This is a genomic window from Streptosporangium amethystogenes subsp. fukuiense, assembly GCF_042665875.1.
Lineage (GTDB): Bacteria > Actinomycetota > Actinomycetes > Streptosporangiales > Streptosporangiaceae > Streptosporangium > Streptosporangium fukuiense.
The window spans coordinates 7,799,596-7,818,237 of sequence record NZ_JBHTEE010000001.1 but is presented as its reverse complement, the minus strand read 5'-3'; the positions used below and the strand labels follow the sequence as shown (position 1 = coordinate 7,818,237).

Here is an 18,642-nt window from a genome sequence, read left to right as displayed (position 1 = left end):
GGTGTTGACTCTGGCCGAGACGAGGGGGGTAACAATGCGTGATCCGGAACTGGTGTCATGCGCCCAGCGGGCCGCCGCCGAGCTTGAACGGGCGTGGGCGCACTGGCGGGCCGCCCGGGGCCGCGGCGGGGATGCCGGAGCCGAGTCCGTGGCCAGTTACGTGGCCCATTCGATCGACCATCCGTGGGGGCGTCCGCGCGTGGTCCTCGGACTGGACGCCGAGGACGCCAGGGAACTCGCCTCGCTCCTGCAGAAGCAGGAGGTCGGCGAGCACGCCTGGTAACAGAAGGTGACAGCCGGGTATATATCGCGACAATGGGCTAGCCATGTCGTCGCGCCGCGTAGGTTGGGTGGTCGACGACCTACCAGGGGGCGATGAGCGTGACCGGCAGAGCACTCGCGACGACCCTTGTCCTGTGCGGCCTGAGCGCCGCCGCCTGCGGTGGCACCACCGGCGGCGCGGACCCCGGGCGAGATCGCGTCCCAGCCCCCGCGGCGGCCGCCACCGCCGCCCAGCCCACGACCGGCGAGGCGACCGGCCTGGCAGCGGGCGCGGCGAGCGGGTCCGCACCCACTCCCACCGCGGCCCGCAAGCCGTTGAGCGGCAAGATCGTGGTCATCGACCCGGGTCACAACGGGCAGAACTACCGTCACCCCGCGGAGATCAACAAGCAGGTCGACGTGCTGACCCAGCGGAAGGCCTGCGACACCACCGGCACCGCCACCGCGAACGGCTACAGCGAGGCCGCCTTCACCTGGGACGTCTCCCAGCGCCTGGACAAGATCCTCAAGAGCCGGGGCGCGAAGGTGGTGCTGACCCGCGCGAACAACAACGGCTGGGGGCCGTGCATCACCCAGCGGGCCGCGATCGGCAACAAGGCCAAGGCGAACGCGGCGATCTCGGTTCACGCCGACGGGTCGGGCCCCGCCAACCACGGCTTCCACGTGATCATCCCGAAGAAGATCGGCGGCCCGGTCGACCCGGTGGTCAAGGACTCCGAGAAGCTCGGCATCGATGTGCGCAACGCCCTGAAGCGCGGCACCGACCTGTCGTACTCCACCTACATCGGCAAGGCCGCCCTGGACTACCGCAGCGACCTCGGCGGGCTGAACCTCTCCACGGTTCCCAAGATCTTCGTCGAGTGCGGCAACATGAAGAACCCGACCGAGGCGGCCAAGTTCCAGCAGGCGGCGTTCCGGCAGAAGATCGCGCTCTCCCTGGCCAACGGGCTGCAGCAGTACCTGACCCACTGAGGCCCGCTCAGCCTCCCGCCGGACCGGCCAGGCCCAGGGACCCGAGGTTGTCCTCGGCCGGGTGGCGGCGCGCGGCCGGACCGGCCGCGAAGGCCCGCAGGATGTTCCCGGTGGCCCTGCGGACGAAGGCGGCGGCCCGTTCCGTGACGCCGTGGCCGCAGCGGGCCCCCCGCATCGCGCACACCCAGCGCATCGTGCCCGAGGAGAACACGGCGGCGCCGCTCGGCACCGTGTAGTAGGCGCTGTGCGCGACCGTGGAGCGTCCGCCGCAGTCGACCGGGGAGACGGACAGGACCTCCATCGGGCGGGGCACGCCCGCGCCGACCCGGTCGGTCTCCACCCCCACCATGCCGGGGAAGGTGGTGCCGCGCCGCACCCCGGTCCCCTTGAAGATCCAGTTGCCGGGACGCCAGACCACGTAGGCGGACTCGGAGGGGAAGCAGTCGTACATCGGGCCGGTCAGCGAGCTCTCCGGCCTGCCGGTCGCGCGCCACAGGACCGTGTGGGCGTCCTCGGCGGCGTCCTTGTGGCAGACGACCAGGCGGCGGTGGCCCAGAGGCGTCGCGACGAAGCGGATCCGCCAGTACACGGCGTTGGCTCCGAGGAAGGCGAGGTTGGTGCCGTGGTCGCGGGCCGCCTCGACGGTGCGGCGCATGCGCGCCGACCAGTACTCGTCGTGGCCCAGGGAGACCAGGCCCCTCGCCCCGTCGAGGAGGTGCGGGTCGCGGTCGAGATCCGCGCTCGTGACGTAGGCGAGCGGGACACCGCTGCGCTCGGCGACCTCGATGGCGTCGCGTTCCATGTCCAGGAAGAGCCGCGCGCCCGATGTGTCGTAGGGGCGGTCGAAGCTGACCGCGCGGGACCTGTCGGTGAAACCGCCGGGCCCGCGGTAGAGGCTGCGGCCACCCCAGTCGTTGTACGCCTGCCAGGTGGTGACCGCGTTGACGACGACCAGGCGTGCCCTGGTGGAGGTGGACCTGACGGTGAGGGGCACGTAGCGACTGCCTCCGGTGGCGGCGTCCAGCCTGATCAGGTAGGAGCCCTCCGGCCAGCCGGAGGTGTCCACCTCGGGGCCCGGCCTCCAGTGGGCGGCGGTCACCGTGCGGGTGGCGGCGATCGTCCTGGCCGGGGCCTGCCTCATGCCGGGCAGCCCGCTCGCCCGCCAGACCTGCCTGGCCCCGGCTCCGCCGTACCAGCCCATCCGGAAGGCCCTGGCGGTGTAGCGGTCGGCGGTGGTCGAGACGTACAGCCGGAAGCTCTCTCCCGGCGGCACGCTCACCCGGTCGGCGAAGCCCTCGATCTCGTGCTCGGCACCGCGGTGGCGCACTCGCCAGTCCGGGGTGCCCGGCCTGGCGTTCTCGATCACGGTGGCGCTCCGTACCGCGGACGCCGACGCCGAGGGAGTGGGCGAGGGCGGCTCCGCGGGCCGCTCGACGGTGGCGCTGCATCCGGCGACCAGCAGTATCGCCATCAGGGTCATCAGCGGTGTACGGGCCGAATGCCGGGACGTCTGGAACATGAGCAGCAGCATGTCCAGCCGGGCGGCCCCCCGCGGTTCTCCCTCGCCGGACTTGGGCGGTTCTTGAGCTCATGATCCGGGTCGGCAAAGTAAAAGGCTTATCCGCCGATGGGTTTGGCATGATGCGAACCATGACTGACCTCCTGCCGCTTCCTGCCGCGTACACGCCTGTGGACGGCTCCCTCGGGCTCTCCCCCGGAGTCGGCGTCCGGGGCCCCGCCGAGCTGGTCGACGCGGTACGGCTCGCACTCGCCGTACTCGACCCACGCCCGGACGAGGCGGGTGTGATCAGGGTGGAACCCGACGCGTCGCTCGGCGCCGAGTCGTACACCCTGGACGTGACGGCCCAGGGCGTGCGGATCGCGGCCGGAGACCGCGCCGGGGCCTTCTACGCGGGCCAGACGCTCAGGCAGCTGCTCCCCGCCGCGGCGTTCCGCACGGTGGCGAGGACGGGCTGGAGCGTCCCCCTCGGCCGGGTGCGGGACGCACCCCGGTTCTCCTGGCGCGGGGCGCACCTGGACGTGGCACGGCACTTCATGCCCAAGCGCGAGGTGCTCAGGATGGTCGACCTCATGGCGGCGCACAAGCTGAACCGCCTCCACCTGCACCTGGTGGACGACCAGGGCTGGCGGGTCGAGAGCCACAGGCACCCGCGGCTGCACGAGGTGGGCTCGCACCGCCCGCGCACGGTCACCAGCTACTACCGGGAGGACCTGACCTTCGACGAGGTGCCGCACGGCGGCTACTACACGCTGGACGACCTCGCCGAGATCGGCGCCTACGCGCGGGCCCGCGCCGTGACCGTCGTGCCGGAGATCGACGTGCCGGGACACGCGTCGGCGATCCTCGCCGCCCATCCCGAGCTGGACGCCCGCGCCACCGGGGGCCGGCGACCCGAGCCCTTCCGGGTGCTGGAGCGCTGGGGCATCTCCCCCGCGATCCTGTCCCCGCTGCCCGGCACCGTCGACTTCCTGACCGACGTGTTCGACGAGATCCTGGAGGCGCTGGGCGAGACCCCGTACGTCCATATCGGCGGGGACGAATGCGTGCTCGACGACTGGGCCGCCTCCCCCGAGATCGTCGCCTTCCAGGCGGAGCTGGGGCTGGGGAACCTCACCGACCTGCACGCCTGGTTCCTGCGCCGGCTGGCGGACGTGCTGGCGACGCGTGGCAGCCGGGCCTTGGTGTGGGACGAGGCGTTCGTCAGCGGCATGCTCAGGCCCGACACGATCGTGATGCCCTGGCGCGGCCCCGGGGTGGCCAGGCGCGCCGCCGCGGCCGGGCACGACGTGGTACAGACTCCGGTCTTCCCGCTGTACTTCGACTACGCCGAGGCCGCGTCCGAGCTGGAGCCGGTGGCGATCGGCGACACGATCACCGTCTCCGACGTCGCGGCCTTCGCCCCGGCGCCGCAGGAGTGGACGGCCGGGGAGCGGGAGCGTGTGCTCGGGGCGCAGTTCCAGCTGTGGAGCGAGCGGCTGCCCGACGGGCGCGCGGTGGACTACCGGGCCTGGCCCCGGGGGTGCGCGCTGGCCGAGGTCACCTGGTCGGGCTCGGCCGGGGCCGGGTTCGACGCCCGGCTGGAGACGCATCTGGGCCGCCTCGACGCGCTCGGCGTCGAGTACCGGCCGCCGACCGGCCCGCGTCCCTGGCAGCTGGGCGGTACCGGCCATCGGCGGCACCGGCCGGGGGTCGTCAGGGCGGACGAGGCCATGAGGCATCTGGAGGAGAAGACCCACGACGCCGACTCGACCCGGCCGAGCCTCTGACCCCGGCCGACCGGGGCGGAGGAGCACCGACCGCCCTGGTCTGCCGGATGGGACCGGCGGCGGATCAGCCCGCCACCTGGTAGCCGGCCTCCTTGATGGCGGCGCGGATGGCCGCGTCGTCGGGAGAGTCGCCGGAGACGTCGACCCTGCCGGTCGCGAGGTCGACGTCGACACCGGTGACGCCGGAGACCTCGCCGACCTCCTCCTTGACCGAGCTCACGCAGTGGCCACAGGTCATGCCGGTGACGGTATATGTGATCACGCTCATCGTGCCTCCAATGCCCCAGGATTACCTACCCAGGGTATATCGCCTCCCGGGGCGGGTGGATCAGGCAGCGGTGCGGCCGATTATCTGCCGGAGGTCCACCACGCCGTGACGGCGGAGCCTGCGGGCGAGTTCGCGGTTGACGCGATGCGCCCAGAGGGGCCCCTCGTAGATCAGCGCACTGTAGCCCTGAACGAGCGTGGCCCCGGCGAGCAGGCGTTCCCAGACGTCGTCCACGTCCTCCACGCCGCCTACGGAGACGAGCACCAGGCGGTCGCCCACCCTCGCGCGCAGCCTGCGCAGCACTTCCAGGGACCTGGCCTTCAGCGGCCTGCCGGACAGGCCGCCGCTCTGCTGGGCCAGGTCACGCTCCGCGCCGGTCAGCGCCTGCCTGCCGATCGTGGTGTTGGTGGCGATGATGCCGTCGAGACCGAGCTCCAGGGCCAGGTCGGCGACCGCGTCCACATCGTCGTCCGCCAGGTCGGGCGCTATCTTGACCAGCAGCGGGGTGCGCTTGGGGGTGGCGTCGGCGACCTCCTTCACCGCCCGCAGCAGCGGGCCGAGCAGTTCCACGGCCTGGAGGTCGCGCAGCCCGGGGGTGTTGGGCGAGCTGACGTTGACGACCAGGTAGTCGGCCAGCGGAGCGAGCTTTCTGGCGCTGGTCACGTAGTCGTCGACGGCCCCCGACTCGGGCACCACCTTGGTCTTGCCGATGTTGACGCCGACGATCGCCGGAACGCCCCTGGGCCTGCTCAGCAGCCGGGCCGCCGCGGAGGCTCCGGCGTTGTTGAAACCCATCCTGTTGATGATCGCCCGGTTTCCCACAAGGCGGAACAGCCGGGGCCGGGCGTTGCCCGGCTGCGCGTGGGCGGTGATCGTGCCGACCTCGACGTGGCCGAAGCCGAGCGCGGACACGGCCTCCACACAGCCGGCGTCCTTGTCGAAGCCGGCCGCCAGCCCGAACGGGCCGGGGAAGTGCACGCCGAAGGCCTGCACGCGCAGTGCGGGATCGCGCGGCGCGAGGCTGCGGTGGAGCAGCCTCTTGACCACGGGCATGACCGAGAGGGCGCGGAGCGCGCGCACCGTCAGATGGTGCGCGTCCTCCGCGTCGAGGCGGCTGAGGACCTGCGAGAAGACGAATCTGTACATCACCGATCAGGTTAGTGCCGACTCGCGCCGACCAGGTCACCGGTGTGCCTGATCAGCGGGCATTCGCCGGGTTCAGCCCCAAGACGTGAGCAGGATCACCGCATCTCTCCGGCTCCCTCACCGAGCAGTTCGGCCGCGAGGTCGGCGACCCGGCGACGGCTGTCCCTGGCCTGCTTGCGCAGCCCGGTGAAGGCCTGGGTGGCGGTCAGGTCGTGCTTTCCCATCAGGTAGCCGATCGCCCGCTCGATGACCACGCGGTAGTCGAGGGCGTACTGGAGCTGCTCGGCCAGCGCGCTCTTCTCCTCGGCGGCCATCGCGGCGGCGAGCAGTTGCTCGATCACGTCCGCATAGCCGTAGAGGGCTTGAATGTCCGACTCATCCCACTGGTAAACCGTGGCCTGGTAGACGTTCAACGTACCCACCGGCTCGCTGCCGAGCCGGACGGGCACCCCTGCCACCGCCCGCACCTCCAGGTGGAGCCGGTCGGCGAGCTTCGGCCAGCGCGGGTCGACACGCACGTCGCTCGAGGTCACCGCACAATTCTCTTCAAACGCGGAAATGCACGGTCCCTGACCAAGATGGAGCTGCGCGCCCTCAAGACTCCGCCCCGGGTCGTCGGTGGCGACCAAATAGCGAAGATCCTTGCCCTCCTCCGCGAACATCAGCCCCGCACCCGAATATCCGAACAGCGAGTTCACCACGTCCACGGCACGCTCCAGCTGATGGACTATGCCTATGGCGGGCGAGGTCGTCCTGAGCTTTCTCAAGCTCGCGACCAGCGCTTCCGGATCAATGTGAGTCATATGCGGGGCGCCTTTCAGCGTCGACCTGGTTACTTGACATGCACACTACGACTGCCCAGAAATAGGAGATCTATTGGCCAGCGCCTGGAGAACCATCACCATGAGCTCGCCGAGGCGTTCCCCGGCCCGGACTTTCGCGGGTTGCCATTCATGGCTCATCCGGTCGTAGAAATTCAGGGTGCCGATCAGCCGTTCCTCGGTTCGCAACGGCACCGAGAGCACCGCGCGGACCTCCGAGACCCGCGCGGCCACGCCGGGGAACCCGAGGGGCCTGGCCGCCCTCAGGTCGTCGACCGTGACGTCCTCCCCCCGGGCCACGCTCTCGATGGCCGGCCCGGAGCCGATCTGCTCCTGGATCAGCTCCAGGCGCCGGCCGTGGTCGTCGGAACCGCCGATCGCCCGCAACCGGTCGTGGTCGTCTATCAGCATGAGCGCCGCGCCGTCGGCGCCGAGAACGTCGGCCAGCGCACCGAGGGTGCGATCGATGAGCCGGGAGAATTCGAGGACCTGTGTCATGGGCGGGCTTCCTCCACGTCGAGGTAGCTCCGCGGACACAGGGCGGAATGATCTGCGGATCAGAGCCTAGTGCTGCCCGATGACTCCGGCCAAGCGGTTCCTTTCCCCGGCCGCATATCGCCGTCAACACATCGTCAAGCGTTCGGCAAACAGAGATCGGCAGGGTGGACCGCATGAACACCCTGTCACGTTCGGCCATCGCCCGGCGGCGGCGCACCCTGGCGCACACCGTGCTCCGCGACCTCACGGAAACCGGTGACGTCACGGTCCCTGTCTGGTGGGAGGAGGAGATCCAGCGGGAGTTCGACGGGCTCGGCGGGTTTCTGGCCGAGCTGAGCCGGCAGTGGTGGACCGCCTACGCCGCACACCTGGACGCGCTGATCGAGCTCGGCGTCGACGACCCCTCCCAGGCGTGGGACGACGTCGCGGCACAGATGCCGCGGCTGCGGGCCGTCCTCGACGCCTACACGGACGAGGCGTCGCTCGCCGAGGCCGAGCGACGGCACTGCGACGTCCTGCGCTGGACCACCCGGCGCGAATCCAAGCCCGCGGCCTGAGGCTTTACCCGGGGTGAAAAGAATATTCACCGGAAATCGGGTAGCCATGAACGATGGTTCGATCTGTCCAAGGTGAGTCACCACCGCACGGAAATCCCGATGATCACTCCGCCGACCTGCGCCTGGGCATACGCCTGACGCTGGCGGTGGTGGCAGTGGCGATCTTCACGGTGCCGTTCGTGGTCCTGCTCGTACTTGTGAAGACCTCCTCCTCACCGCTCAGGAGCTTCGACGAGGGCATCGCCCTCCAGCTGCACGCCCAGGCACTGGAGCACCCCGGCTACACGGCCTTCCTCAACGTGGCGACCGAGGTGTTCGGCCCCTGGACATGGCGTGGGCTGGTGCTGCTGACCGCCGCCTGGCTCTGGTACCGGGGCGCGCCGCGGCTGGCCGTCTGGGCGGTCGCCACGATCACCTTCGGCGGCCTGCTGAACCTCGCGGTCAAGGGGATCGTCGACCGCGCCCGGCCCGACCTGCCCGATCCGGTGGCCTCGGCGCCCGGCGCCTCCTTCCCCTCCGGCCACGCGATGGGCGCCGCGCTGGGTGCGTGCATCCTCGTGCTCATCCTGCTGCCCTTCCTGCGGACTCCGGCCTCCCGGATCGCCGCCTGGATCGTCGCGGCGGTCATCGTGGTGTTCGTCGCCTACAGCCGGGTGGCGCTCGGCGTCCACTGGACCAGTGACGTCGTCGCCGGGGTCGCGCTGGGCGTGGTGGTCGTGGTGGGAACGGCCGTGGGCTTCGAGGCCTGGCGCCGGGGAGAGGGCCGCAAACCCGTCGAACCGCCCATGGAAGGCATCGAACCCGAGGCGTTCCGGTGAGGCCATTCGGGGTAGCTGGCGCGCCATGTCGAAAATGTCGGTGGACTTCAAAGGCGTGACGCGCCTCATCCTGGTACCGCTGGCCATCATGGCCGTCCTGACGATCGGTGTCGGACTCCTCATCACCAAGGTCCTGCAGACGACGACCCTCGTGGCGAACGATCAGGGGGTCAACGAGCAGCTGGCCCAGGGCCGCACCGCCTACTGGAGTTCGATCACCGATGTGATGTCGGGCCTGTCCGACACCCCGGTGATCATCACTGCGACCGCGTTGCTCGTCATCGGCTTCCGGCTGGTCTTCAGGCGCTGGAACGAATCGATCTTCCTCGCGCTGGCGGTCTTCTCCCAGTCGGCGATCTTCCTGCTGGCCACCGTCTTCGCCCAGCGCAAGCGGCCCGCCGTCGAGCATCTCGACCCCGCCCCGCCCACCTCCAGCTTCCCCTCGGGCCACACCAGCGCCGCTGTCGCCTTCTACTGCGGCGTCGCCCTGGTGCTGACCGTCCACACCCACCGCTACAAGATCCTGAACGTGCTGTGGTGGCTGGTCGGCCTGGGCGTCCCCCTCGGCATCGGCTACTCGCGCATGTACCGCGGCATGCACCACCTGAGCGACGTGAGCTGGGGCTTCCTGCTCGGCCTGGTCTGCATCGCGGTGGCGGCCAACGCGCTGCTGTTCCGCCCGGTGGTGCGGGAGAGGGAGAAGGCCCCGAGGCCATCGGGAGCCGCCCGGTCGTACCGGGAATCAGCCGGGGGGTGAGAGAGACATTCCCCACCCACGGGGTCGCTTCACATGAGACCGTTATGAAGCAGCGTCACCAAGTCTCACACCTGTCACTTGGGGTCGCTCAATGATCGCCCTGCGCTACGAAGTAAGATAGAAACCCCAATAGGGAGATTCACCTCTCTCCGGCGGGGCACGAACAGCCAGCCGGCCGGACAGAGAGACGTTCGACGGCTACCCTCAAGGAAGGAAGCCGGTCCATGGATCATCAATCCGTCGTCTGCGCCAAATGTACGGGCGTTCTCCTCGCCACCGACTCTCGCACCTACACGGCGCAGCGGGGTCGCCTGATCCTGACCAACGGCTACTGCGGTTGCCCTGCCACGCAGGCCCCTGCCGAGCAGGTCGCCGAGCAGCAGCCCCAGCCCGTCGCGGAACAGCCCGTGTACACCCCTCAGCAGAACGCGCAGCCCGCAGGCCAGAACTCGATGGTGGTCGCCTAGCGACATCCCCGGAGGGAGCGGTCGCGGCGTCGGGGGGCGTGCGCGACGGCTCGGCCACTCAGCGGCCCCGTGTGTTCAGCCGCTGAGTCCCCAGGCCAGCACCACCGACAGACCGCTCGTCGCGAGCAGGCCGACGAGCACGACTATCGCAATCACCCGACGGTTCATACCCGAAAGCCTAGCCAGGCCGTTCGGGTGCTCTCGTACGTCCGCGTGCGGTCATGACCGCCGCTACGTCGGCCAGGCGGTCGGGATGAACTGCTCTCGCTCCGCGCGGATGATGTGGATCACCGCGTTGATGAGTGCCAGGTGGGTGAACGCCTGGGGAAAGTTGCCGAGGTGGCGCCCGGTCACCGGATCGATCTCCTCGGCGTAGAGTCCGAGGGCACTGGCGAAGGAGAGGACCCGTTCGCAGAGCCTGCGGGCCCGGGTGTACTCCCCGATGTCGACCAGCGCCGAGACGAGCCAGAACGAGCAGATCGTGAAGGTGCCCTCCTCGCCCGACATGCCGTCGTCCGTGTGCTCCGTCCTGTAGCGCAGGACCAGGTCGTCGGCGGTCAGCTCGTCGGCGATGGCCAGAACGGTGGCGCGGACCCGGGGGTCGCTGGGCGGCAGGAAGTGCACCAGCGAGACGAGCAGGAGTGACGCGTCGAGAGCGTCGGTGTCGTAGTGCTGCTTGAACACGCCTCGCTCGCTGACGCCGTTGGCGCACACGTCGACGTGGATCTCGTCGGCGATCGCCTGCCAGCGCGTGGCCAGCTCGAACTCCTCCCTGAGCAGGGCGAGCCGGGTGCCCCTGTCGATCGCCACCCAGCACATGATCTTCGAGGAGGTGAAGTGCCGCGGCTCTCCGCGCACCTCCCAGATGCCCCGGTCGGGCTCCTGCCAGTGTCTGATGGCCGACTCGACCTGCCGCTTCAGGACGGGCCAGATCCGCTCGTCCAGGCGGTCCCGCGACCGGGTGTGGATGTAGAAGGAGTCGAGGACGGCGCCCCAGACGTCGTTCTGGCGGTGCTGGTAGGCGTCGTTGCCGATCCGGACGGGCCTGGCGCCCTCGTACCCGTGAAGATGGTCGAGGATGTGCTCCTCCAGCTCGCGCTCGCCGTCGACGCCGTACATGACCTGGAGCTCCTCGTCCCGTTCCGCGACGTCGGCGATGAACCAGAAGAAGTCGTCTGCCTCCCAGTCGAAGCCCAGCGTGTAGAGGCCCCAGAGGGCGAGGGTCGAGTCCCTGATCCAGGAGTAGCGGTAGTCCCAGTTGCGGCTGCCCCCCGGGGTCTCGGGCAGGGAGGTGGTCGCCGCCGCGATGAGCGCGCCCGTCGGGGCGAAGGTCAGGCCCTTGAGGGTGAGTGCACTGCGCTCCAGGTAGCTCCGCCAGTGGTGGTCGGGAAAGTTTCCCCTGGCGAGCCAGTGCTGCCAGTGGTGGGCGGTCCACACCAGCCGCTCGTAGGCCTCCGTGAAGGTGTACGGCGGCTCGTGCATCGTCCACGACAGCGCGCAGAAGCGCGTGTCCCCCTCCTTGAGGAGGGTGCGCGCCGTCGCCCGCCCGGCCTCGAACCCCAGCCGCAGGTCCGTGGTGAGTTTGAGCTCCAGACTCTGCCCCGCCGCCCTCGCGACACCCTGGTGGTAGCCCCTGTCGGTGTACGACCAGCGGGCGGGGATGCGGCCGTAGTCGAACATCGGCTCGCAGCCGAGCGTGACCTGTGCCTCCCCGCTGACGCAGCGCACCGTGCGGAGCAGCACATGGGAGGCGTCGTAGTCGGTCGGCGCCCTCCGATGCGTGTGGGAGAGCTCCTCGTGGTGGTGCCAGGGTCCGACCAGGAGCAGGTCGCGCACGATGATCCAGCCGGTGGGCGTGCCCCAGCTCGTCTCCAGGATCATGGTGCCGGGCAGGTAGCGGCGCGCGGCGGGCACCCTCATGTCCGCGGGACCGAACCGGAAGCCTCCCGCGCCCCGGTCCAGGATGGCGGCGAAGACGCTGGGGGAGTCCATCCTGGGCAGGCAGAGCCACTCGACGTTCCCGCTCGGCGCGACCAGCGCGGTGACCTCGCAGTCGGACAGGAACGCGTACTCGGCGATGGGCGGGAAAGGGGAGGGGCCGTGCGGCGCGCTCATCGATGGATTCGCGGTCATAAGCCCTTTCCTCTCCTCGGCCGCCCTGCTGGGAACGGCTGTCACCTGCCGGACATATCCGCTCGTCACGCCCACCGGTTCCGAGATTTCCGGCCCGCGGCGGGGAACCGGGCTGTCCGCTTCGCCAGGCCCCCCGCCCGCCGGCCCCCCGGGTCAGGTGGTGGTCTCCACCATCTCCTGGAATTCCCCGGGAAGCTGTGCCAGAACATGGTGGAAAACCCCACACCCCGCCACGGTGTGAACGAAGTCCCTGTATTCCATGTCGTCCCCCTCGACCGGCTAGCCTTCCCGGTCGGTGCGAGAATGAACGCCCAGGTCACGACCTGTGTCCACTTCCCGGGGGAGCCGTCTACCTCGCCCCGGCGCGGTACTCCTGCGGGCTGACCCCGCGTACCCGTTTGAAGGCCGTGCTGAGCGCGAACGAACTGCCGTACCCGACCTGAGCGGCCACCGCGCCGACCGTGGCGTCGGTCTCGCGCAGCAGGTCGGCGGCCATGGCCAGCCGCCAGCCGGTGAGGAAGGCCATCGGTGACTCGCCGACCAGCTCGGTGAAGCGACGGGCCAGGGCCGCGCGGGAGACGCCGGCCCCGGCTGCCAGGGCGGCCACGGTCCAGGGGTGGGCGGGGTTGTTGTGCAGCATGCGCAGGGCCTTGCCCACCACGGGATCGCTGTGGGCGCGGTACCAGGCGGGGGCCCCGGCCTCGGGACGGGAGAACCAGGCCCGCAGGACGGCGATGAGCAGCAGGTCGAGCAGCCGGTCCAGAACGGCCTCCTGACCCGGCTCGTCCTTGACGATCTCGTCGGCGAGCAGCGGGATGATGGGGCAGCTCCAGGCGCCTTCCGGCAGGACCAGCAGCGTGGGCAGCGCCTCCAGCAGACGCCGGCTGATCTCCCCGCGCATCTGGTAGGCGCCGGTGAGGATCACCGCCGACCCGTCGGGGCTGTTGCCCCAGGTGCGGACGCCCAGGTCCATCGCCTGGGCCAGGTCCCGCCCGTCGAGGGTGGTGCAGTGCTGCCCGGGGTGGATCACCACCTGGGGAGGCGTGGCCGGGTCGTCGGCGACGGTGTAGGGATCGGGACCACGGATGATCGCGACGTCCCCGGGCCCCAGGCGCACCGCTTCGCCGCCGTCGGGGACCACCCACGCCTCGCCCCGCACCATGGCCGCCAGGGCGAGCGGTGCCCGATCCCGGATACGGAGGGACCAGGGCGGGCTCAGGATCGAGCGGAGCAGGAACGCTCCCCGGGCTCTCGGCCCGTCCAGGAGGTCGGTGAGTGCGTCCACGGATTCACCCTAGACGCTGAAACATGGAACCGAGCTTCTCAGCCATGGACCGTCTCACCGTTACCCGGTTCACTGACGGTATGAGGGAGCCCGGGATTTCACCGGCTACACGCACGAGGCCACCGACACCGGCGTCTGGGGCGGCCGGCGGGGCGCACGGGCGCCGTCCCGCTCGGGTTCCCGCCCTCGGTGGGGGCGAGCGTGTCCGATCCCGCTGGAATTTCGACGACGGTCATGGAGGATGTGATGTTGATGCTGTTCCGGGGCGTCGCGCTGGTCGCGGCGACGATCACCGTGGGGCTCATGGCGGGCCTCTTCTACGCCTACACCTGCTCCGTCATGCCCGGCCTGGGCCGGACGGACGACCGGACCTTCGTCGGCGCCATGCAGCGGATCAACGTGGCGATCCTCAACGGTTGGTTCGCCGTCTGCTTCGGCGGCGCGCTGGTGCTGACCGTCCTGGCCGCGCTGCTCCACCTGCACCGGGAGGGACGCCCCATGCTGCCCTGGATCGTGGCCGCGCTCGTCCTGTACGCGGTGGTGCTCGTCATCACCATGCGGGTCAACGTGCCGCTCAACAACGCGCTCGACGCCGCCGGGGAGCCCGACGGCGTCGCCGACCTCGCGGCGGTGCGCGAGCGGTTCGAGGCGGTGTGGGTTCGCTGGAACCTCGCCCGCACCGTGGCGTGCGTCGCCGCCTTCGGCTGCCTCACCTGGGCCCTCGTGCTGTACGGGCGCATCGGGCCGCCGGGCGGCTCGTGACAGACGCACCGTTCGAGCCCGTGGCGCCGCCGCCGATCACCACAACGTCCATGGTCTCACCGGGCAGTACGTCGCTCGCGTAGCGGGAAGTCCGCACAGACATGTCGCACCCTCTCCTCGTGCGTGGCCCCGGCCGTTCCGGGCCTTCCGCACACGACGTTAAACGCGCTTTGCGGAAAAGGCATACGATATTGCGTATGACGCAAGAAAATGGAGAGCTGGACGGCCTCGTACGCAAACGCATCCGCGCCCTGCGGGTCGCGCAGGGCTGGTCCCTGGAAGAACTGGCCACCCGCGCCAACCTCAGCCAGTCCTCACTGAGCCGTATCGAGAACGGTCAGCGCCGCCTCGCCCTGGACCAGCTCGTCACCCTCGCCCGAGCCCTGGACACCACCCTCGACCAGCTCGTCGAGACCGCCACCGACGACGTCGTCACCAGCCCGATGATCGACGGCGCCCACGGCCTGATGCGCTGGCCGGTGAAGGCCGACCCCGGCATGAGCGTGGTACGCCAGCGCATGACCGAGCCACCGCCCGACAACCCCGCCCGCATGCGCGCCCACCCCGGCCGGGAATGGCTGGTCGTACTCTCCGGCACCGCGATCCTCATGCTGGGCCACCGGCGCTTCCGCCTCGAGACCAACCAGGCCGCCGAGTTCCCCACCATGATGCCGCACGCCATCGGCGCCGAAGGCGGGCCGTGTGAGGTTCTGGGCATCTTCGACCGCGATGCCCGCCGCGGACACCAGCGCGACACCCCTGACATCCGCGAATGACGGCGACGCGCGCCCTCGGCACGGGTGCGTCTTGCGCGTCGGGCACCGCCACACGCTGACATCTTGCGTATTCCGGGAGCCGTCCTGCCGGGTAAGCAAACCCGGCTTACGGTGACGACATGACCCATGGACACCCGCACACCAGCCACCACGGCGCGCAGCACAGCACGCAGCACGATCACCACTGGCAAGACGACGCCGACCAGGCGGAGATCCTCGACCTGGACGCGGAGATCCTCGCCGAGCACATCGCCGCCATCACCGCGTGGCTGCCCCTGAAAACCAGCCCGCGCCGGATCGTCGACCTGGGCTGCGGCACGGGAGCGGGCACCTTCGCCCTGCTGAACCGTTTCCCCGAGGCCCACGTCATCGCCGTCGACGCCTCACCCGGACACCTGCACCGCCTGCGGAAGAAGGCATGCGCCCAGGATGTGGACGACCGGGTGCGCACCGTGCAGGCCGACCTCGACGCCGCCGACTGGCCCGATCTCGGCACGCCGGACCTGGTGTGGGCCTCGGCCTCGATGCACCACATGGCCGACCCCGGCCGCGCCCTGCGCAACGTCCACGACATGCTCCCGTCCGGCGGCCTGTTCGCCGTCGTCGAGCTGGCCGGGTTCCCCCGTTTCCTGCCGGAAGGCGCCCCCGAGGACCGGCCCGGCCTGGAAGAGCGCTGCCACGCCGCGACCGACCACTTCCACGCCGAACACGTGCCCTACCGCGGCGCCGACTGGGGACCGATGCTCACCGCCGCCGGGTTCACCCTCGACGACGAGCACACCATCACCGTGAACATCGACGGTGCCCACAGCGAGGCCATCGGCCACTACGCCCTGAACGCCCTTCGGCGCATCCGCGGCGCCGCCACCGAAGCGCTCCCGGCCGAAGACCTCGCCGCGCTCGACCGGCTGCTCGACACGGACGGCCCCCACAGCGTCCTACGCCGCGACGACCTCTCGGTACGCACCGAACGCACCGTCTGGGCCGCACGCCGCACCTGACCCTCGACGACCGCGTTCCGCGCCGTGGCCGCCGAGGTGCCGACACCCCTAGTGTGATCCGCCGCGCAGCAGCTCGACGATCGCGCCGATGTCGGCGCCCTCCCAGCCGCGCTCGGCCGCCTCCTCGTAACGCCGCTCGACCAGCCGGGCGATGGGCAGCTCAAGGCCGCTCGACTCGGCCAGCTCGGCGGCGAGCCGCACGTCCTTGGCGGCGAGCCTCGTCGTGAACCACCCCCGGTGGTCGCCGGCCAGGACGTCGTCGATCCGGTTGTGCAGGGCGGGCGCGACGGTGGGCCACTGGAAGAGGAAGTCGTGCAGCAGCATGTTGTCGAGGCCGGCTGCCTGGCTCGTGGCCGTCACCTCGGCGAGCACCGCGATCCCGGACATGAGCAGGTAGTTGTTCAGCAGCTTGAAAGCGAGCGCGGCACCGGGGTCGGCGCCGCAGTAGGAGTAGGAGGCGAAGGCCTCCGTCCACACCGGTTTCAGCACGTCGACGAGGTCGCGCTCGCCGCCCACCAGGACCGTGGCCTTCCCCTCGGCGACGGCCGAGGGACCGCCGAGCACGGGGGCCGCCACGAATCGGCCTCCCGGCACCAGGTCTCGTATCTCGCGGGCCGTGGCCGGGGCGACGGTGCTCAGGTCGGCCACGACCGGCCTGGTCGACTCGATCGGACCGGCCTGGACGAGCTGGGCCATCACCTCGCGGACCGCCCGGCCGTCGGCGAGTGACAGCAGCACCGCCTCGGCCGCCCGCGCCGCCTGGCCGAGTGAGGCCGCCTCGACGGCGCCGAGGCTGACCGGCTCGTCCGCCCGGCCCGGCGTGCGGTTCCACACCGTGACCTGGAAACCGAGCCCCAGCAGCCGCCGGGCCAGCGCCCGCCCCATCATGCCCATCCCGAGCACGGCAACGCGCATAGGTCATCCCCCCTCCACGTCATTATGCTCACCGGGGTTCCGGCGGCCGTGCCGCCACGCGGACCGCCGGCCACTCCACCGGCGGTGGCCTCAGAACGGGTAGACGTGGGTCTCGGTGGCCTTGACCGACGCCCAGATCCGCTGCCCGGGGGTGAGGTCGAGGTCGGCGACGGCGGCGGGGGTGATGTCGGCCGCGGCGGCGATCGGCCCGGCCAGGTGGATGCGGACGCTGTCGCCGTGCCGTTCGACGCCCTCGATCGTGGCCTGCCAGAGGTTGCGCGGGCTGCCGTCGGGGCGAGTCCGGTACAGCGCGACCGCGCTGGGCGGGAAGGCGACGAACGCGGGGCCCTCCAGATGCTCGGCGACGCTGAAGAGCACCTCTCCGACGGAGACCTGCTGTCCGGCGGCGGTGCCCCGGTAGAGGTTGAGGCCGACCAGGCGGGCGACGTAGTCGGTGCGTGGGCGCCGGGCGACCTCGGCGGGGGTGCCGTGCTGCACGACGGCGCCGTTCTCGATGACGACCAGGCGGTCGGCGAGCACCATGGCGTCCAGCGGATCGTGGGTGACCAGGACCGTCGCGCCGCCGAAGTCGGCCAGGTGGCGGCGGAGCTGGGAGCGGATCTCCAGGCGGGTGTGGGCGTCCAGGGCCGCCAGCGGCTCGTCCATCAGCAGCAGGCGAGGCTGCACGGCCAGGGCGCGGGCCAGGGCGACGCGCTGGGCCTGACCGCCGGAGAGCTGCCGGGGTCTCATCGTGGCGTGCCCGGCCAGTCCGACGCGCTCCAGCCAGGCCGCGGCACCGCGCCGCGCCTCCGTCCTGGAGGCGCCACGGCAGCGGGGCCCGAAGGCGACGTTGTCCAGCGCGGACAGGTGCGGGAAGAGCAGGTAGTCCTGGAAGACCACGCCGATCGGGCGTCGTTCGGCCGCCATGGTGTGCAGCGCCTCGCCGTCCAGGCTGATCCGCCCGCCGGACAGGGCGGTGAGCCCGGCCAGCGCGCGCAGCGCCGTGGTCTTGCCCGCGCCGTTGGGGCCGAGCAGGGCGACGACCTGTCCCGCGGCGACCTCCAGCTCGATGTCCAGGTGGAAGTGTGACCTGGTGACGACCAGATGCGCGCTCAGGGTCACGGGGCACTCACCCACCGCTCGCGCAGACCGGCCAAGATGATCACCGAGACGGCGAGCAGGACGAGGCTGAGCACGATCGCGGCCTCGGGTTCGGTCTCCAGGGCCAGATAGACGGCCAGCGGCATGGTCTGGGTCCGGCCGGGGAAGTTGCCGGCGAAGGTGATGGTGGCGCCGAACTCACCGAGCGCGCGGGCCCAGCACAGCACGGCTCCGGCGACGATTCCGGGGGCGATCAGGGGCAGGGTGACCCGGCGGAAGATGATCCAGCGGGACGCTCCCAGTGTCGCGGCGGCCTCCTCGAAGCGCAGGTCGGCCGCGCGCAGCGCGCCCTCGACGCTGATGACCAGGAACGGCATGGCGACGAACGCCTCGGCGACGACGACTCCCGCCGTGGTGAACGGCAGGGTGACGCCGAAGGTGGCGTCCAGCCACTGGCCGATCAGGCCGCGCCGCCCCAGCACGAGCAGCAGGGCGACGCCGCCGACCACCGGGGGCAGCACGAGGGGAACCGTGATCAGCGCCCGCACCAGGCGGCGGCCGGGGAAGTCGACACGGGCCAGCAGCCAGGCCAGTGGCACGCCGAGCAGCAGGCACACCAGCGTGGCCAGGGTCGCGGTCACCAGCGACAGGCGCAGCGCCTCCAGCACGTGGGGCTCGCCCAGCCTCTCGACCAGCGTGGACCAGGGGGCGCGTACCAGCAGCCCGGCCAGCGGCAGTGTCAGGAAGACCATGCCGGCCATCGCGGGCAGCACCAGCACCCAGGGCAGGCGACCC

The 18,642-nt window shown here is 70.8% G+C and carries 20 protein-coding genes; 10 read left to right on the top strand and 10 right to left on the bottom strand.

Going from position 1 to position 18,642, the window contains the following annotated elements:
* The first annotated feature begins 34 nt into the window (after window positions 1-34).
* Both ACFQVD_RS34790 and ACFQVD_RS34785 read left to right on the top strand, forming a co-directional pair.
* Window positions 35-283 (top strand): hypothetical protein, encoded by a 249-nt coding sequence (locus tag ACFQVD_RS34790; protein WP_343972710.1) that lies wholly within the window; start codon window positions 35-37, stop codon window positions 281-283.
* A 92-nt stretch (window positions 284-375) separates the two neighbouring features.
* On the top strand, window positions 376-1,254 hold the full coding sequence (locus ACFQVD_RS34785; RefSeq protein WP_343972707.1) for an N-acetylmuramoyl-L-alanine amidase: 879 nt from the start codon (window positions 376-378) through the stop codon (window positions 1,252-1,254).
* Window positions 1,255-1,261: 7 nt separating this feature from the next.
* Here ACFQVD_RS34785 and ACFQVD_RS34780 read toward each other — a convergent pair whose 3' ends face one another.
* Window positions 1,262-2,773: a N,N-dimethylformamidase beta subunit family domain-containing protein gene (locus ACFQVD_RS34780; RefSeq protein WP_343972704.1), complete on the bottom strand. Its 1,512-nt coding sequence runs from the start codon at window positions 2,771-2,773 to the stop codon at window positions 1,262-1,264.
* Between the two features lie 131 nt (window positions 2,774-2,904).
* Between ACFQVD_RS34780 and ACFQVD_RS34775 the strand changes: the two genes are divergently transcribed.
* Window positions 2,905-4,542: a beta-N-acetylhexosaminidase gene (locus ACFQVD_RS34775; RefSeq protein ID WP_343972701.1), complete on the top strand. Its 1,638-nt coding sequence runs from the start codon at window positions 2,905-2,907 to the stop codon at window positions 4,540-4,542.
* 64 nt (window positions 4,543-4,606) lie between these two features.
* Here ACFQVD_RS34775 and ACFQVD_RS34770 read toward each other — a convergent pair whose 3' ends face one another.
* From ACFQVD_RS34770 to ACFQVD_RS34755, 4 genes are all read right to left on the bottom strand, one after another.
* A complete protein-coding gene (locus ACFQVD_RS34770) occupies window positions 4,607-4,810 on the bottom strand; it encodes a heavy-metal-associated domain-containing protein (protein ID WP_343972698.1) in 204 nt (67 codons plus the stop codon).
* Window positions 4,811-4,870: 60 nt separating this feature from the next.
* On the bottom strand, window positions 4,871-5,956 hold the full coding sequence (locus ACFQVD_RS34765) for a quinone-dependent dihydroorotate dehydrogenase (RefSeq protein WP_343972696.1): 1,086 nt from the start codon (window positions 5,954-5,956) through the stop codon (window positions 4,871-4,873).
* A gap of 95 nt (window positions 5,957-6,051) precedes the next feature.
* The gene (locus tag ACFQVD_RS34760; RefSeq protein ID WP_343972693.1) at window positions 6,052-6,759 is read right to left on the bottom strand and encodes a GAF and ANTAR domain-containing protein; all 708 of its coding nucleotides are present in this window, start codon (window positions 6,757-6,759) and stop codon (window positions 6,052-6,054) included.
* A gap of 45 nt (window positions 6,760-6,804) precedes the next feature.
* Window positions 6,805-7,275, bottom strand: a complete 471-nt coding sequence (locus ACFQVD_RS34755) for a GAF domain-containing protein (RefSeq protein ID WP_343972690.1) — start codon at window positions 7,273-7,275, stop codon at window positions 6,805-6,807.
* Window positions 7,276-7,448: 173 nt separating this feature from the next.
* Here ACFQVD_RS34755 and ACFQVD_RS34750 point away from each other — a divergent pair, with 173 nt between their 5' ends.
* From ACFQVD_RS34750 to ACFQVD_RS34735, 4 genes are all read left to right on the top strand, one after another.
* Complete coding sequence (locus ACFQVD_RS34750; protein ID WP_343972687.1) at window positions 7,449-7,832, top strand: hypothetical protein; 384 nt, start codon at window positions 7,449-7,451, stop codon at window positions 7,830-7,832.
* A gap of 53 nt (window positions 7,833-7,885) precedes the next feature.
* On the top strand, window positions 7,886-8,650 hold the full coding sequence (locus ACFQVD_RS34745) for a phosphatase PAP2 family protein (RefSeq protein ID WP_343972684.1): 765 nt from the start codon (window positions 7,886-7,888) through the stop codon (window positions 8,648-8,650).
* A 25-nt stretch (window positions 8,651-8,675) separates the two neighbouring features.
* Entirely contained in the window at window positions 8,676-9,407 is a 732-nt protein-coding gene (locus tag ACFQVD_RS34740) for a phosphatase PAP2 family protein (protein WP_343972681.1), read from the top strand.
* 224 nt (window positions 9,408-9,631) lie between these two features.
* Window positions 9,632-9,874 carry a hypothetical protein gene (locus tag ACFQVD_RS34735; RefSeq protein ID WP_343972678.1) on the top strand — a complete coding sequence of 81 codons (243 nt, stop codon included), beginning with the start codon at window positions 9,632-9,634 and terminating at the stop codon, window positions 9,872-9,874.
* 231 nt (window positions 9,875-10,105) lie between these two features.
* Here ACFQVD_RS34735 and ACFQVD_RS34730 read toward each other — a convergent pair whose 3' ends face one another.
* On the bottom strand, window positions 10,106-12,007 hold the full coding sequence (locus ACFQVD_RS34730; protein WP_343972675.1) for a glycoside hydrolase family 15 protein: 1,902 nt from the start codon (window positions 12,005-12,007) through the stop codon (window positions 10,106-10,108).
* A 349-nt stretch (window positions 12,008-12,356) separates the two neighbouring features.
* The gene (locus ACFQVD_RS34725) at window positions 12,357-13,292 is read right to left on the bottom strand and encodes an AraC family transcriptional regulator (RefSeq protein ID WP_343972672.1); all 936 of its coding nucleotides are present in this window, start codon (window positions 13,290-13,292) and stop codon (window positions 12,357-12,359) included.
* Window positions 13,293-13,538: 246 nt separating this feature from the next.
* Between ACFQVD_RS34725 and ACFQVD_RS34720 the strand changes: the two genes are divergently transcribed.
* The 3 genes from ACFQVD_RS34720 to ACFQVD_RS34710 all read left to right on the top strand — a co-directional run bounded on the left by ACFQVD_RS34720 (window position 13,539) and on the right by ACFQVD_RS34710 (window position 15,831).
* Window positions 13,539-14,054 (top strand): anthrone oxygenase family protein, encoded by a 516-nt coding sequence (locus ACFQVD_RS34720; RefSeq protein ID WP_343972669.1) that lies wholly within the window; start codon window positions 13,539-13,541, stop codon window positions 14,052-14,054.
* 197 nt (window positions 14,055-14,251) lie between these two features.
* Window positions 14,252-14,830 carry a helix-turn-helix domain-containing protein gene (locus ACFQVD_RS34715; RefSeq protein WP_343972666.1) on the top strand — a complete coding sequence of 193 codons (579 nt, stop codon included), beginning with the start codon at window positions 14,252-14,254 and terminating at the stop codon, window positions 14,828-14,830.
* Window positions 14,831-14,949: 119 nt separating this feature from the next.
* The gene (locus tag ACFQVD_RS34710) at window positions 14,950-15,831 is read left to right on the top strand and encodes a class I SAM-dependent methyltransferase (RefSeq protein ID WP_343972663.1); all 882 of its coding nucleotides are present in this window, start codon (window positions 14,950-14,952) and stop codon (window positions 15,829-15,831) included.
* A 48-nt stretch (window positions 15,832-15,879) separates the two neighbouring features.
* Here ACFQVD_RS34710 and ACFQVD_RS34705 read toward each other — a convergent pair whose 3' ends face one another.
* The 3 genes from ACFQVD_RS34705 to modB all read right to left on the bottom strand — a co-directional run bounded on the left by ACFQVD_RS34705 (window position 15,880) and on the right by modB (window position 18,608).
* Window positions 15,880-16,746, bottom strand: coding sequence for an NAD(P)-dependent oxidoreductase (locus tag ACFQVD_RS34705; RefSeq protein WP_343972660.1), 867 nt, complete (start codon window positions 16,744-16,746; stop codon window positions 15,880-15,882).
* Between the two features lie 90 nt (window positions 16,747-16,836).
* Complete coding sequence (locus ACFQVD_RS34700) at window positions 16,837-17,868, bottom strand: ABC transporter ATP-binding protein (protein WP_343972657.1); 1,032 nt, start codon at window positions 17,866-17,868, stop codon at window positions 16,837-16,839.
* Window positions 17,865-18,608 (bottom strand): molybdate ABC transporter permease subunit, encoded by a 744-nt coding sequence (modB, locus tag ACFQVD_RS34695; protein WP_343972853.1) that lies wholly within the window; start codon window positions 18,606-18,608, stop codon window positions 17,865-17,867. The genes ACFQVD_RS34700 and modB overlap by 4 nt, the downstream gene beginning before the upstream one ends.
* Window positions 18,609-18,642: the final 34 nt, after the last annotated feature.

Excerpts from the sequence above, each read along its gene's own strand:
- ACFQVD_RS34790 (WP_343972710.1), top strand. The coding sequence starts at position 35 with ATGCGTGATCCGGAACTGGTGTCATGCGCCCAGCGGGCCGCCGCCGAG.
- ACFQVD_RS34785 (WP_343972707.1), top strand. The coding sequence starts at position 376 with ATGAGCGTGACCGGCAGAGCACTCGCGACGACCCTTGTCCTGTGCGGC.
- ACFQVD_RS34780 (WP_343972704.1), bottom strand. The coding sequence starts at position 2,773 with ATGTTCCAGACGTCCCGGCATTCGGCCCGTACACCGCTGATGACCCTG.
- ACFQVD_RS34775 (WP_343972701.1), top strand. The coding sequence starts at position 2,905 with ATGACTGACCTCCTGCCGCTTCCTGCCGCGTACACGCCTGTGGACGGC.
- ACFQVD_RS34770 (WP_343972698.1), bottom strand. The coding sequence starts at position 4,810 with ATGAGCGTGATCACATATACCGTCACCGGCATGACCTGTGGCCACTGC.
- ACFQVD_RS34765 (WP_343972696.1), bottom strand. The coding sequence starts at position 5,956 with ATGTACAGATTCGTCTTCTCGCAGGTCCTCAGCCGCCTCGACGCGGAG.
- ACFQVD_RS34760 (WP_343972693.1), bottom strand. The coding sequence starts at position 6,759 with ATGACTCACATTGATCCGGAAGCGCTGGTCGCGAGCTTGAGAAAGCTC.
- ACFQVD_RS34755 (WP_343972690.1), bottom strand. The coding sequence starts at position 7,275 with ATGACACAGGTCCTCGAATTCTCCCGGCTCATCGATCGCACCCTCGGT.
- ACFQVD_RS34750 (WP_343972687.1), top strand. The coding sequence starts at position 7,449 with ATGAACACCCTGTCACGTTCGGCCATCGCCCGGCGGCGGCGCACCCTG.
- ACFQVD_RS34745 (WP_343972684.1), top strand. The coding sequence starts at position 7,886 with ATGGTTCGATCTGTCCAAGGTGAGTCACCACCGCACGGAAATCCCGAT.
- ACFQVD_RS34740 (WP_343972681.1), top strand. The coding sequence starts at position 8,676 with ATGTCGAAAATGTCGGTGGACTTCAAAGGCGTGACGCGCCTCATCCTG.
- ACFQVD_RS34735 (WP_343972678.1), top strand. The coding sequence starts at position 9,632 with ATGGATCATCAATCCGTCGTCTGCGCCAAATGTACGGGCGTTCTCCTC.
- ACFQVD_RS34730 (WP_343972675.1), bottom strand. The coding sequence starts at position 12,007 with ATGACCGCGAATCCATCGATGAGCGCGCCGCACGGCCCCTCCCCTTTC.
- ACFQVD_RS34720 (WP_343972669.1), top strand. The coding sequence starts at position 13,539 with ATGTTGATGCTGTTCCGGGGCGTCGCGCTGGTCGCGGCGACGATCACC.
- ACFQVD_RS34715 (WP_343972666.1), top strand. The coding sequence starts at position 14,252 with ATGACGCAAGAAAATGGAGAGCTGGACGGCCTCGTACGCAAACGCATC.
- ACFQVD_RS34710 (WP_343972663.1), top strand. The coding sequence starts at position 14,950 with ATGACCCATGGACACCCGCACACCAGCCACCACGGCGCGCAGCACAGC.
- ACFQVD_RS34705 (WP_343972660.1), bottom strand. The coding sequence starts at position 16,746 with ATGCGCGTTGCCGTGCTCGGGATGGGCATGATGGGGCGGGCGCTGGCC.
- modB (WP_343972853.1), bottom strand. The coding sequence starts at position 18,608 with ATGGCCGGCATGGTCTTCCTGACACTGCCGCTGGCCGGGCTGCTGGTA.